Origin of the sequence: Paenibacillus sp. PSB04, assembly GCF_025809195.1 — a bacterium.
Classification (GTDB): Bacteria; Bacillota; Bacilli; order Paenibacillales; family Paenibacillaceae; genus Paenibacillus_AQ; species Paenibacillus_AQ favisporus.
In genome coordinates this window covers 103134-116095 of sequence record NZ_CP081301.1, presented here as the reverse complement: position 1 = coordinate 116095, position 12962 = coordinate 103134, and the positions used below count along the sequence as shown (strand labels likewise).

10 protein-coding genes and 2 tRNA genes are annotated in these 12962 nt (G+C 52.3%); 8 read left to right on the top strand and 4 right to left on the bottom strand.

The window, feature by feature from the left end; translation table 11 throughout:
• Nucleotides 1-292 precede the first annotated feature (292 nt).
• From K2F33_RS00485 to K2F33_RS00475, 3 genes are all read left to right on the top strand, one after another.
• A complete protein-coding gene (locus tag K2F33_RS00485; RefSeq protein ID WP_212982684.1) occupies nucleotides 293-1402 on the top strand; it encodes an ATP-binding protein in 1110 nt (369 codons plus the stop codon).
• 105 nt (nucleotides 1403-1507) lie between these two features.
• Nucleotides 1508-3052, top strand: coding sequence for a leucyl aminopeptidase (locus K2F33_RS00480; RefSeq protein ID WP_212982685.1), 1545 nt, complete (start codon nucleotides 1508-1510; stop codon nucleotides 3050-3052).
• 159 nt (nucleotides 3053-3211) lie between these two features.
• Nucleotides 3212-4177 carry an aldolase catalytic domain-containing protein gene (locus K2F33_RS00475; RefSeq protein WP_089545713.1) on the top strand — a complete coding sequence of 322 codons (966 nt, stop codon included), beginning with the start codon at nucleotides 3212-3214 and terminating at the stop codon, nucleotides 4175-4177.
• A gap of 67 nt (nucleotides 4178-4244) precedes the next feature.
• Here the strand turns inward: K2F33_RS00475 and K2F33_RS00470 are convergent, their stop codons facing one another.
• Together K2F33_RS00470 and K2F33_RS00465 are read right to left on the bottom strand one after the other, a co-directional pair.
• A complete protein-coding gene (locus K2F33_RS00470) occupies nucleotides 4245-4487 on the bottom strand; it encodes a hypothetical protein (protein WP_076173228.1) in 243 nt (80 codons plus the stop codon).
• Between the two features lie 8 nt (nucleotides 4488-4495).
• Nucleotides 4496-4819 carry a YbjQ family protein gene (locus K2F33_RS00465; RefSeq protein WP_076173227.1) on the bottom strand — a complete coding sequence of 108 codons (324 nt, stop codon included), beginning with the start codon at nucleotides 4817-4819 and terminating at the stop codon, nucleotides 4496-4498.
• A 255-nt stretch (nucleotides 4820-5074) separates the two neighbouring features.
• Between K2F33_RS00465 and K2F33_RS00460 the strand changes: the two genes are divergently transcribed.
• The 3 genes from K2F33_RS00460 (at nucleotide 5075) to K2F33_RS00450 (ending at nucleotide 7419) form a co-directional block, all read left to right on the top strand.
• Nucleotides 5075-7132 carry a putative bifunctional diguanylate cyclase/phosphodiesterase gene (locus K2F33_RS00460; protein ID WP_263880722.1) on the top strand — a complete coding sequence of 686 codons (2058 nt, stop codon included), beginning with the start codon at nucleotides 5075-5077 and terminating at the stop codon, nucleotides 7130-7132.
• A gap of 74 nt (nucleotides 7133-7206) precedes the next feature.
• Nucleotides 7207-7280 (top strand) — tRNA-Pro (locus tag K2F33_RS00455).
• 65 nt (nucleotides 7281-7345) lie between these two features.
• A tRNA-Gly gene (locus tag K2F33_RS00450) sits at nucleotides 7346-7419 on the top strand.
• A gap of 311 nt (nucleotides 7420-7730) precedes the next feature.
• Here K2F33_RS00450 and K2F33_RS00445 read toward each other — a convergent pair.
• Nucleotides 7731-7955: a hypothetical protein gene (locus tag K2F33_RS00445; RefSeq protein WP_263880721.1), complete on the bottom strand. Its 225-nt coding sequence runs from the start codon at nucleotides 7953-7955 to the stop codon at nucleotides 7731-7733.
• A gap of 224 nt (nucleotides 7956-8179) precedes the next feature.
• The gene (locus tag K2F33_RS00440; protein ID WP_263880720.1) at nucleotides 8180-9343 is read right to left on the bottom strand and encodes an ROK family protein; all 1164 of its coding nucleotides are present in this window, start codon (nucleotides 9341-9343) and stop codon (nucleotides 8180-8182) included.
• Nucleotides 9344-9531: 188 nt separating this feature from the next.
• On the opposite strand from K2F33_RS00440, the gene xylA reads away from it, so the two are divergent.
• A complete protein-coding gene (gene xylA, locus K2F33_RS00435; RefSeq protein ID WP_076170725.1) occupies nucleotides 9532-10848 on the top strand; it encodes a xylose isomerase in 1317 nt (438 codons plus the stop codon).
• Between the two features lie 172 nt (nucleotides 10849-11020).
• Nucleotides 11021-12517, top strand: a complete 1497-nt coding sequence (xylB, locus tag K2F33_RS00430; protein ID WP_089545716.1) for a xylulokinase — start codon at nucleotides 11021-11023, stop codon at nucleotides 12515-12517.
• Nucleotides 12518-12962: the final 445 nt, after the last annotated feature.

Sequence of the window (12962 nt, the reverse complement as noted above, 5' to 3'; positions counted from 1 at the left end):
TTTTGTGTCTGATGCTTTTGTTTTAAGATTCGCTTTCGCAAGAGACGACATCCTTATTTTTACAGGAGAAACGTCAGCATAAGCGGGGACTTTCGGCTAAGAAAGAACACCGATTGACGGCCATCATTTTCAGGCTGGGACCATTTTTTCTTTTTTCGACAGTATCTCTTGTTGAGTTTTCCGGCGAGCTTGTCTATGATTAAACTAATCTTTATTACTGGCCAAAAGATGGAATATCTGCCTGCTAACGATTTGCCAATTCCGTCATTTCCTTATAAAGGGGGGGCATCGTGTGAGCGAAATCCAAGAGACGTTATTGCAGTCCCTGGAGGCGTTTCAATCTACGCAGCTTGTGAAGAACAAGTACGAGAACATTTTGGAGCACTTGGACAGTGGGGTAATTCTTTTCGACAGTGAGGGCGTTTTGACATTTATCAATGTGCAAATGGCGAGGTTGTTGGAAATTTCCCGTAAGTCGTTGACTGGCCTAACCTTGCTTCAAATTTTGCGTCATCCCCAGTTAAGCCGGTATAAGAAGAAGAAAATATTGCGTATTTACCGTGAAACCATTTTTCACCGAAAAAGATACCATGAGCTAAGTGATGAAACCGGACGCCAGTGGCTTCTTACGGTCACCTATGGCGATCAAATGGACGGTGATTTTTTATTTAGTGTCAAGGATGTATCCGATTTCAAGCAGATCGAACAAACCGCCTACCGAAACGACAAGCTGGCGATGCTCGGCAAAATTTCGGCATCGATCGCCCACGAAATCCGCAACCCGCTCACGGCCATCCGTGGATTCATTCAGCTACTGAGACCTCATTTGACCAAGCTCGGAAAAGACGAGTATGCTCGCATTATATTGACCGAGATCGACCGGGCGAACGACATTATTTATGAATTTCTGAATTCGTCCAAGCCATCTGCACCGCAAACGACCGTCATCCCGGTTTCGTCTTTGCTAAAGGAAGTTGTTCTCCTTACGGAGAGCGAAGCGCTGATGAATGGCTGCGAGGTTGTTTTGCTCGATGAGTCTACACCCCTTCATATTTCCGTCGATGTAAAGCAGATTAAGCAGGTCATTCTCAACATCATTAAAAACGCAATGGATGCGATTGCTGATCAGGGACATGAGCATACCGGGAGGATTGAAATCCGCACGCGCAAGGACCAGAAAAACGTGAATATATGTATTTCGGATAACGGAAAGGGTATGGATCATATCACGCTGAGCCATTTATTCGATCCCTTCTTTACGACCAAGGAAAGCGGGACAGGCCTTGGTCTGTCCGTCAGTTACCGGATCATCAAAAATCACCGGGGATATATTTCTGTGGACAGCAAAGTAGGGAAGGGAACAGAGTTTGTGATCTCGCTTCCGGTCGTTGAAATGTCCTGATTCGGCACAGCAGGAACATTTTGTCTTTGGAGTTGCTTTGGACAACGGTGGAATAATATATATGACTATCGTCCGAAAACTTGAAGACAAAGGAAGATGACGCCGATGAATGGACATCCGTTTTCCGAAGGACAAGATATTACGGTCACATGGAAGGATCATACGGAAGCTGCTCAGCTCAGTATGGATGCGCTTGTTGTTATGGTTTCCCAAAAGGACTTTGAGGATAACGCACTTTCTCCCAGTCTTGCACCCATTGTGCAGCAGCTCAGGGACAGCCGCCTGTTCGGTGCTGCCTTCAATCAAATCCACGCACTGCCAGTGCCTGATTCAAGCGGCCATCGCGCCGTTATTCTAGTCGGGATCGGCGAACGTCCGCTGACCTCCGAAGAACTCAGGCTTGCTGCCGCCCAGGCGGCTAAAACCGCGCTCAAAATCCAAGCCCAAAGCCTGGCATGGGAAGTGCCGATCACCATGATGCGATTTACTGCGGAACAGAACACGATAACTGCGGCCCAGGCAATAACCGAAGGGTTCATTCTGGGCGCATACCGGATCAAGCAGTACAAACGAAACCATCCGACGTACCCTGGAATTAAAGAGCTGGTGCTTTTTCGAAAAGGAAACGCGGATCCCCGGGAAGCTGAAGAATGGCGTCAAGGCATTGTCCGTGGGAAAGCGGCGGCCGAAGCTACCTGTTTGGCGCGGGATTTAACGAATCTCCCTGGGAATATGCTGGTTCCAGAAGATCTGGCGAAGCATGCGCAGCGGATTGCCCGGAAGCATGGCATGGAATCACACACGCTGGATGTCGAAGAGCAAAAAGCGCTCGGCATGGGTGGATTGCTCTCGGTTGGCCAGGGGAGCATTCAACCTCCGCGGATGATCGTGATAAAGTATCAAGGAAGGGACAGCTGGGATGACGTTATAGGGCTTGTCGGCAAAGGCATTACGTTCGATACCGGGGGCATCTCTCTGAAGAAGCGGCTCGGTATGGAAGAGATGATCAGCGATATGGCCGGAGCCGCTGCGGTGCTGGGTGTCATGAACGCACTTGGAACGCTGAAGCCGAAGGTGAACGTTGTGGCTGTCATTCCGAGTGCCGAGAACATGCCTGGAGGCGGTGCCTTTAAGCCGGGGGATGTGATCCGGTCGTTCAGCGGGCGGACGATCGAGGTGCTGAACACCGATGCGGAAGGCAGAGTGGTGCTCGCCGACGGCATGACTTATGCCAGACAGCTCGGAGCGGTCCGTCTCATCGATGTGGCGACGCTCACAGGCGCCGTCGTGACGGCTTTAGGGGATGTGGCGACTGGAGCTGTAACGAACGATGACACTTTTCTCCAGGAGCTGATCCTCGCTTCGAAAAGATCCGGTGAAAAAGTATGGCCGCTTCCTGCTTACAAGGAATTTTGGGATATGCTCAAAAGCGACGTGGCGGACATTCGCAACAGCACCGGAGGCAGGGGGGCTGCGATTACGGCAGGCCTGTTTATCGGAACCTTTGCCGAAGGGCTTCCGTGGGTTCATCTCGATATCGCCGGAACGGCCTATGCCCAAAAAGAGCGGGGTGTGAATCCGAAGGGAGGCACCGGGGTGATGGTCCGGACCCTGCTGGAGTGGATTTTGTCGCAAGCGGCATCCTCATAAGACCATGAACGTAAAGCGGAATCCTGAGCGGATAGCCGCTTTATTTCGTATGCCGTCATTTCGCGGTCATAACCGTCCGGACAATTAACCTTTACTTTTCTGGTCACCTTCAAGTATGATGAAGGAATAAATTTTATGCCGGAAGGAGAAGCTTGTTGGATGAAAACGAACCCTTGTAAAATTGTCGATTGCACGATTCGCGACGGGGGACTGGTTAATAACTGGGACTTCAGCGTCGAATTTGTACAAACTTTATACGCCGGACTGAATGAGGCCGGTGTTGACTATATGGAAATCGGCTACAAAAATTCACCCAAACTGCTGAAGGGCGCCGAATCTGCCGGACCTTGGCGCTTTTTGGACGATTCCTTCCTGCGTGAAGTGATCCCCCAGAAGGGCAAAACCAAGCTGTCCGCTCTCGTGGATATCGGCCGTGTCGATGAGAATGATATTTTGCCGCGCGAAGAGAGCATGCTCGATTTGATCCGTGTTGCTTGCTACATTAAGGACGTGGATAAAGCGCTGGAGCTGGTACAGACGTTCCATGAACGCGGTTACGAAACGACGCTGAATATTATGGCTTTATCCAACGTCATGGAGAACGAGCTGCTGGAAGCCTTCGAAATGATCCGGGAGAGCGTGGTCGATGTCGTCTACATCGTCGACTCCTATGGAAGCCTTGACCACAAGGACATGGAGTATTTGGTCGAGAAGTTCAAGAAGCACCTGCCGAACAAGCGCCTTGGCGTTCATACGCATAACAATATGCAGCTGGCCTTCTCCAACACGCTGACCGCTGCGGAGCTGGGCGTAGAGCTGCTGGATGCGTCTGTATACGGAATGGGCCGCGCGGCTGGCAACTGCCCGACCGAGCTGCTCGTCACCCATCTGAAAAATACCCATTACAACCTTCGTCCGGTGCTGGATTTGATCGAACGCCTGATGATTCCGCTTCGCGAGAAGGAGGAGTGGGGCTACCTGATTCCTTACATGGTTACGGGAACGCTGGGGGAGCATCCACGTTCCGCCATGGCGCTCCGGGCATCGGAGGATAAGGACAAGTACGTGGATTTCTACGACAAGCTGACGACTCCGGAAGTCAACTTTGATCCGAAACACAAGTAAACCGCTTCATTTGATTCATTAGAAAAAGGGCTGCCCGTCGCAAGTACGGGCAGCCCTTTTTTTGGCTTCAATCGAGTCTGATATATTCGCGCTCACCGGTTCGGTGATTATAATAGACCTGGTATTTATGACCGTCTTTCGGGTCAATAAATACTTCGGAAGTCGGCGTAAACGATCCGTTCATGATGTCCCTGCTGCCCCCGCTGTCGTCCCGGCGGCGGTATCTCTTGTCGAAGAAGCGCCAGCTTACCCATAACAGCAGCAGAAAAGCGACCAGCTCCAAGGCGTATATGAGCAGAATAATGACCATACCTCCCATCAGCTAGCAGGACGGGTTCTAACGACCGTGCCGTAGGCAACAATTTCGCTCATGTTATTGCCGATATCCCCGCTGTCAAAGCGCATCATCACGATGGCGTCCCCGCCCATGGCATGCGCGTTCTGCACCATCCGGTCCACCGCCTGCCGCCGCGCATCCTCAATCATCTGGGTGTACTGCTTCACCTCGCCGCCGACAAGGCCCTTGAGGGAAGCCATAATGTCCCCGCCGATGCCTCTGGCTCTAACGACGACTCCAAACGTGGTGCCGAGTACCTCGATAATTTCATGATTGGCTACATTTTCGGTTGTTGTAATGATCATACAATGCCACACCCCTTAGGTATTATAATCTACAATACGGATGAAGGAGGATGAGGATTCATTTTTTTGCAAAACGACACATGTCGAACGATGGCCACAATGCAAAATTATTGTCTAATGTTAGCAGGAATGTCGGCATAAACGTGGAATTATTTAGCATGAAATTCATATATAAATATTTCAGAAAAAGCCCGGGGGTCAGAGGACTGCATGCATACCAGAGTAGAGAAAAGACGAACAATCAGGACGGCCTTGGTGGGAATCTTGTTTTTTGTTGCGGTTCAGATCGTTCAAACTGCATTTTTATACAGTAATGATGGCGCCGGCTGGTTCAAGACGGTTTATGTCCTCGCCGGCTGGAGCAGCGTAGCTGTCAGCTTTGCCGTGTTCGCCCAGGGATGGCTGTTATTTTCGCACAAACTGTCGCGGCATAGGCTGTATACGGCTGCGCTGTTTTTGTCTCTGGCTGTGTTTGATTTTTTGCAGACGGTCAGCTTGCTCGGAATTCCTCTATTCGGCTATGCATTAAACCAGGACGATGCCATGTGGCTGCTTATCATCTCCAAGGGGGCGTGCGCTCTCGGGCTTCTGTCGATTTATAATCTGAAAGACACGATGGTGTCGATTACCCATAAACGCTTCGCATTTATGATCACGTCGGCCGTGATCGTATTTGGTGTGCTTGCCTTCTTCCTGTGGCATCAGAAACTTCCTTTGCTGATGAACCATGGCAGCATCAATTGGCTGAAGAAATATTTGGACCTGGTGATCATTGCGGTATGCCTGATTGGCATCGGATCGATCATGTACCGGGGAAGAAAGGACCGGGCCCCATCGCTGCTTATTATTATCCGGGCGCTGATTTACTCCGCTCTCGGACAGGGGCTGATGATGACGGCGAATCATACATACCAGTGGGATTACCTGCTTGGCACCCTTTCCGGAGGTGTGGCTTATTATCTGATGCTCAAAGGGGTTTACCGCCTGACGATCGAGGATCCATTCCGGGAACAACAGCGGGTGGAGGCGCGGATGAACTATCTGGCGTTCCATGATGACCTGACGGGACTTCCGAACAAACGCCGGTTGACTCAGCGCATCTCCAGTAAAATCAAAAATGCGGGACATGAAATGACAGGGGTCGTCGTTTTTAACGTCAACCGCTTCAAAAATATCAATGACTCCCTTGGGCATCAGGCGGGGGACCGGATTCTGCAGCTTGTCGGCGACCGCCTCAAACGGAACACCCAGTCCAGGGAGGAAGTGTTCAGTATGGGCGCCGATGAGTTCGCCATCATTCTGCCTGCGCTTGCCGGCGTGGAAGAGGGGATGGAGCGAATCCGCTATTTGCTGAAGCTCTTTGAAAAGCCCGTCGTCATCGAGGAAAACGATTATCATATCACGCTCTGCGCAGGGATGGCGGTCTTTCCGCAGGATGGAGACACGGCCGAAGAGCTGATTCAGCATGCGGACACCGCCGTTCATCATGCCAAAGACTATGGGGTCGACGTCCGTCACTTTGTCCCATCCATGCAGATGAAGGCGAAGGAGCGGCTCCGCTTGGAGAACGACCTGCGTAAAGCGATCGAGCGGGAAGAGTTTTATTTGGAGTACCAGCCGCTCGTTCATTTGGAGAGTAGCGAGATCGTTGGCATGGAGGCGCTGCTGCGCTGGCGGCATCCGAAACGGGGATTCGTTTCGCCGGCCGAATTCATTCCGCTGGCAGAGGAAAGCGGTCTGATTGTTCCTCTTGGCGAATGGGTTCTCCGTACGGCGTGCATGCAGAATAAAAAATGGCAGCAGGCGGGGTATAAGCCGATCTGCGTATCGATTAATCTATCCATGCGCCAGTTTCTCCAGCCCCAGCTGGCTGAACGCATCGGGTCCATCCTGGAGGAAATCGGCTTGGATCCGAAGTACGTCGAGCTGGAAATTACGGAAAGCATGACGTTTGACAAGGAGACGGCCTTTGACCAGCTTCGGCGCTTGAAGCAGCTCGGCGTCTTCATCAGTATCGATGACTTCGGGACGGGGTACAGCTCGCTGCATTACTTGAAAAACATGCCGATCGACCGGCTGAAAATCGACCGTTCCTTCGTCCACGAAGTGATGAGCGACCATAACGATGCGGCGATCGTCTCCACGATCGCATCGATGGCGCATCATCTGCAGCTCAAGGTAACGGCCGAAGGCGTAGAGAATGAGGAGCAGCTCCATTTCTTGAAAGAGCAGCGCTGTCACGAGGGACAAGGTTACTATTTCAGCAAGCCGATTTCGCCTGAGGATTTCGAACGGGCCTTTCTGCTGAATTAAAAAAGTATTGCAATCCCGCGGCATCCGTGGTATATTATTTCTTGTCTTCACAAGATGATATATCTTGAATGCAACGGGATGTAGCTCAGCTTGGTAGAGCACCTGGTTTGGGACCAGGGGGTCGCATGTTCGAATCGTGTCATCCCGATACTAGACATTCACCCTGAGAAAGTACGAGATTCGCCTTGGCGGCTTTGCTTTTACAGGTGATATGCGGGTGTAGTTCAATGGTAGAACTTCAGCCTTCCAAGCTGATAGCGTGGGTTCGATTCCCATCACCCGCTCCATATTGATTAAAACAAACAACGCCGATGGCGTTTTTTTATTTTGGAGCGGTTGTGCGGGAGAAAACCCACGCGCGTGGGTGCGACCGTCCGTGCAGGCATCTATGAAGGGACTAATCAGGACGCGCGTCAACATCTACCTTAGTGGCGAGCCGGAGGCTCGCTGTTGGATCGCGATGTTGAGTATTCCCATCACCCGCTCCATAAACAAAAAAAGGTAACGCCGGAAGGCGTTTTTTTGTTGTTGAGCGGTTGTGTGGGAGAGAACCCACGCGCGTGGGTGCGGCCGTCCGTGCAGGCTCCCTTTCTTTATGCTATATTTTTCCCTGCTTTATCCAAGTCCAAATTCGATATGAACCAAACAATGCCGCAAATAGTATAAGAAGCAGCATGAATACCCAAATGCCAAGTCGATTGATATCTCTTAGACCATCTGCATTAATAAGTATAAAGGATCCAACACCTATAAAAAGAAGATACATAAAAACGTTTGGAATAATCCAAACAATCCTGAGTTTAATGTTTTTGTCGTTCAACATCTCCACCTCCATATGACACTATCTTACTAGCTTTTGAATAATCTGGTTATTGTAAAATTAGCTTTTTATATGCTTTTACAGGACGCGCGACAACTTCTAGGGCGAGCCAAAGGCTCGCTGTTGGATCAGGATGTTGATTACCGTCCGTGCGGGCGATGACCCCGAACCATAGATGAAAAAAAGGCCGGAGATCCATGGATCTCCGGCCTTTTGTATACCCCCGGTTACAGCGTGACGCGCGCGTGGCCGAGAAAATGCATGACGGCGGCGAAACCTGCGCCGATCATCGTTCCACGGCTGCCAAGCCGGGAGAAGGTGATCTCGAGCTGCTGCTTATGATAAGGCAGCGTCCGCTCCGCGACGACCGCCTGCATCGGCCCGGCCAGCCAATCCCGGGCTTCGGACAGCGCCCCGCCGATCACGATGAGTTCGGGATTAAAGCTGTTGATGAGGTTGGTTACGCCGATGCCCAAATATTTGCCCATCTGGGCGAATTGTTCCCGGGCAGCCTCGTTTCCCTCGGAAGCCAGGCGCACCAGCTCCGGCGTATTGTGGGCCGGCAAGGCAGTGCCGGCCGTATCGTACGTTTTCTCCGAGGCGTAGAGCTCCCAGCAGCCCCGGCTTCCGCAGGTGCAAGGCCTTCCGTCGGCTTCGATGCACATATGGCCGGTCTCTCCGGCGTACCCCCGTGCACCCTTGTACAGCTCCCCGCCGATGATAATACCCGAACCGATACCCGAGCCAGCACTGATATAGAGCAGGTGGCGCACATCCTTTGCCGCGCCGAAATTCAGCTCGCCCTGCGCCCCGGCGTTAGCTTCGTTATCAATGGTGACGGGCACCGAAAAGGCTTCCTCCAGCAGCTGACGCAAATGAACCATTTCCCAGCCGAGGTTGGGAGCAAATAAAACGATCCCGTTCTCATCCACCATGCCGGGCACGCCGACCCCGATCCCGACGGTGCCGTATGGCGTGTCCGGAGCCGCATCCATAAGACTGGAGATCACCTTCTTCATTGCTTCAAGCACATAAGACAAATCGTGACGCGCAAGCGTATGATCGCGCTCCTCCAGTACGTTGCCTCCCAGGTCGCACAGCACGGCCGTCAGCTGCTTCACCCGCAGCTCAATGCCGATGACGGTGCCGGCCATCGCGTTAAAATGCAGCAGCAGCGGCTTACGCCCACCGCTGGACTTGCCCGGCCCGACCTCGGTGACCAGCTGCTGTTCGCACAGCTCGGCTACCAAATTGGAGACGGTCGCCTTGTTCAGACCGGTCATTTCCGATACCCGGGCTCTGGAGAGGGTGGAGGAATGCTTGCGGATCGTGTGAAGCACAAGCGAGCGGTTTATTTTTTTGACCAGAGCCTGGTCGCCGGTGACTTTCATGTATATCGCACATCCTTCAAGTTATCCCATTAGCACATAATCAATTAGTCTAGAGCCATCCGAGGCAAAAAGCAACCCGAAATCAACTTTTTAAAAAAACTTTGTTTAACCAATATACAAAGTCGGTCTGATGTGTTACTATGTTCCTGTAAACGTTTGCGACAAGCAAATTTTGAGGAGGATTATACATGGCATACTTTGAGAACGTTGGGAAGATCGCTTATGAAGGAAGCCGTTCGACCAATCCGTACGCGTTCAAATTTTATAACCCGCAAGAAGTGGTAGCAGGCAAAACGATGGAAGAGCATCTTCGCTTTGCGATGGCTTACTGGCATACGCTGACTGCCGGTGGTTCCGATCCGTTCGGCGTAGAGACCGCTGTCCGCAGCTGGGACAAATACGACGGCATGGACAAGGCTAAAGCCCGCGTGGAAGCCGCTTTTGAATTTTTGGACAAAATGAATCTGCAGTTCTTCTGCTTCCACGATATCGACATCGCACCGGAAGGAAGCAGCCTGCGTGAGTTCTACAGCAACATCGACACGATCGTCGACCTGATCGGCCAAGGTATGAAGACCTCCGGCAAGAAGCTGCTGTGGAACACAGCCAACATGTTCACAAACCCACGCTACATGCACGGTGCCGGTTCTACTTGCAACGCGGACGTGTATGCCCATGCTGCAGCCCAAGTCAAAAAAGGCCTCGAAGTCGGCAAACAGCTCGGTGCGGAAAACTACGTATTCTGGGGCGGACGCGAAGGGTATGAAACCCTGCTGAATACGGACCTCAAGCTTGAAATGGACAACATGGCCCGCCTGTTCCACATGGCTGTAGATTATGCGAAGGAAATCGGCTTTGACGCTCAGTTCCTGATCGAACCAAAACCGAAGGAGCCGACAAAGCATCAGTACGACTTTGATGCGGCGACGACGATTTCGTTCCTGCAAAAATACGATCTCGACAAGCACTTCAAGCTGAACCTGGAAGCCAACCATGCAACGCTGGCCGGACACACGTTCGAGCACGAGCTTCGTGTAGCCCGTATCAACGGTATGCTCGGATCTCTGGACGCCAACCAAGGCGACATGCTGCTCGGCTGGGATACCGACGAGTTCCCGCTGAACATTTACGATTCCACGCTTACGCTGTATGAAGTGCTGAAGAACGACGGTCTTGGCAAAGGCGGCATTAACTTCGACGCCAAAGTACGCCGTCAGTCGTTTGAGCCGGAAGATCTGTTCCTGGCGCATATCGCAGGTATGGATACTTACGCAAAAGGCTTGAAGGTAGCCGCTAAGCTGATCGAAGATCGCGTGTTCGACGACTTCATCGACAAGCGCTACGCCAGCTTCAAGGAAGGCATCGGCGCAGACGTTGTATCTGGCAAAGCCACCTTGGCTTCCCTGGCCGAGTATGCGCTGAACAATGAAAATCCGCGCCGCAACGAGTCCAGCCGCCAAGAGCTGCTGAAAGCTCAGTTGAACCAGTACATCCTGGCTGAGTAGAAGCAAGCGTCAGGCACAGCTGTTACAAAACCGATCTTGAAATCTCTTTGAAATGCAACAAAGGTTGCCTGAAGAAAGCTTCTTCGGGCAGCCTTTTTTTGAACCGGATTTCCATGCGGAACATCCTTGGTTAGTCGTTGATGTCCATTCGATCCATACAGGAGGAAAAAGTATGAAATACGTTATTGGTGTTGATTTGGGAACAAGCGCCGTCAAGACGGTACTGGTGAATCCCCAAGGAGAAGTCGTGCACGAACACTCTGAAGCTTACCCGCTGAGCAGACCTGAGCCGGGCTGGAGCGAGCAGAATCCGGAGGATTGGGTGGACAAGACGCTGGTCAGTCTCCGCAGACTGATGGAAAAGTCGGGTGCCGACCCGCAGGAAGTGGAGGGCCTCAGCTTCTCAGGCCAAATGCACGGCCTCGTGCTGGTGGATGCGGAAGGCAAGGTGCTGCGTCCGGCCATTCTGTGGAACGACACGCGCACGACGGCACAGTGCCGCAAGATCGAGAACACGCTGGAATCGAAGCTGCTCAGTATTGCCAAAAACCGCGCCCTGGAAGGCTTTACGCTGCCTAAAATTTTGTGGGTGCAGGAGAACGAACCGGACATTCTATCCCAAGCCAGCTTGTTCCTGCTGCCGAAGGATTACGTAAGATACCGGCTCACCGGCGAATACGCGATGGATTACTCCGACGCTGCGGGCACGCTGCTGCTGGATGTCTCGGGCAAAACGTGGAGCCAGGACATTGCCGCAGCATTTGATCTGCCGCTGTCGCTTTGTCCTCCGCTCGTGGAATCCTTCGATCAAACGGGCACGCTGCTGCCTGACATCGCCGAGGCGTCCGGCCTGCTGCCGTCGACCAAGGTCTTCGCAGGCGGAGCGGACAATGCTTGCGGCGCCATCGGAGCGGGCATTTTGCAGGAAGGGCAAACGATGTGCAGTATCGGCACATCAGGCGTCGTCCTCTCTTTTGAAAGCCGTAAGGAACTGGAGGTCGACGGCAAGCTGCATTTCTTTAATCACAGCGAAAAGGACGCGTACTATGTTATGGGCGTTACGCTTGCGGCCGGTCACAGCCTGACCTGGTTTAAGGAAACGTTCGCCAAGGAAAAAAGCTTCGACGAGCTGCTTGAAGGCATCGGGTCCATCCCTGCGGGCAGCAGCGGCTTGCTCTTCACACCATACATTTCCGGGGAACGAACCCCGCATCCGGACGCGGATATCCGTGGAAGCTTTATCGGCATGGACTCCGGCCACACGCTTTCCCATTTTGCCAGAGCAGTGCTTGAAGGCATTACGTTCTCGCTTCGGGAATCGATCGACATCGTACGCGAATCCGGCAAAAAGATCCATGAGGTCGTGGCCATTGGGGGCGGTGCACGGAACGAAACGTGGCTGCAGATGCAGGCCGATATTTTTAACGCGACGATCATCAAGCTCGAAAGCGAGCAGGGCCCGGCTATGGGAGCGGCGATGCTCGCTGCATACGGCTGCGGCTGGTTCCCGTCGCTGACGGACTGTGCGAAGGCATTCATCCGCCCGGCCAAAACGTACGCGCCGAATGCGGAGCGGGCCGAATTGTACAGCGGCTTGTTCAGCCTGTATCAGGAAGTATACAGCCAAACCCGTGAGCTGAACCGCAAGCTGGTTCCTTACCGGAACTAGGAAGCCGGTGCCTCCCTTGCGCGGATGAGATGCGGAAAGCCCTGCTTAATGTCTAATTTAGACATGATTTTTTATCGAATTTTCGGGGTACTGCAATCGCTTTCAGAACTTTAGAATAAGGTTAGATCATTCGTACCTTGCCTATTTGGCGGTAAAAATAGCGGGGAATACCCGAGACTGCGGACCGTAAGGCTCTGTTCGGCTTGGCGTGTGCTGCCATAACGTTTTGAAGATCATTCATTTAAAATGCTGAAAAGCAAACAGGGCGGGAAGTCTGATCCAATACATCAGGCTTCCCGTAATTTCTTAAGAGATCAGAAAGTATAGACTCCAGAGCCATTGCTTCCTGATCTCGCAAGAAAAACCTCCTCTAGAAGCGGTCTGTCTCCTTTGAGGTACGTCGATAGACGTTTTTCTTCAGAGATCAGAAAGTATAGACTCCAGA

Coding starts and splice junctions, on each gene's coding strand:
- K2F33_RS00480 (WP_212982685.1), top strand. CDS start 1,508: ATGAATGGACATCCGTTTTCCGAAGGACAAGATATTACGGTCACATGG.
- K2F33_RS00475 (WP_089545713.1), top strand. CDS start 3,212: ATGAAAACGAACCCTTGTAAAATTGTCGATTGCACGATTCGCGACGGG.
- xylB (WP_089545716.1), top strand. CDS start 11,021: ATGAAATACGTTATTGGTGTTGATTTGGGAACAAGCGCCGTCAAGACG.
- K2F33_RS00440 (WP_263880720.1), bottom strand. CDS start 9,343: ATGAAAGTCACCGGCGACCAGGCTCTGGTCAAAAAAATAAACCGCTCG.
- xylA (WP_076170725.1), top strand. CDS start 9,532: ATGGCATACTTTGAGAACGTTGGGAAGATCGCTTATGAAGGAAGCCGT.
- K2F33_RS00445 (WP_263880721.1), bottom strand. CDS start 7,955: ATGTTGAACGACAAAAACATTAAACTCAGGATTGTTTGGATTATTCCA.
- K2F33_RS00470 (WP_076173228.1), bottom strand. CDS start 4,487: ATGGTCATTATTCTGCTCATATACGCCTTGGAGCTGGTCGCTTTTCTG.
- K2F33_RS00465 (WP_076173227.1), bottom strand. CDS start 4,819: ATGATCATTACAACAACCGAAAATGTAGCCAATCATGAAATTATCGAG.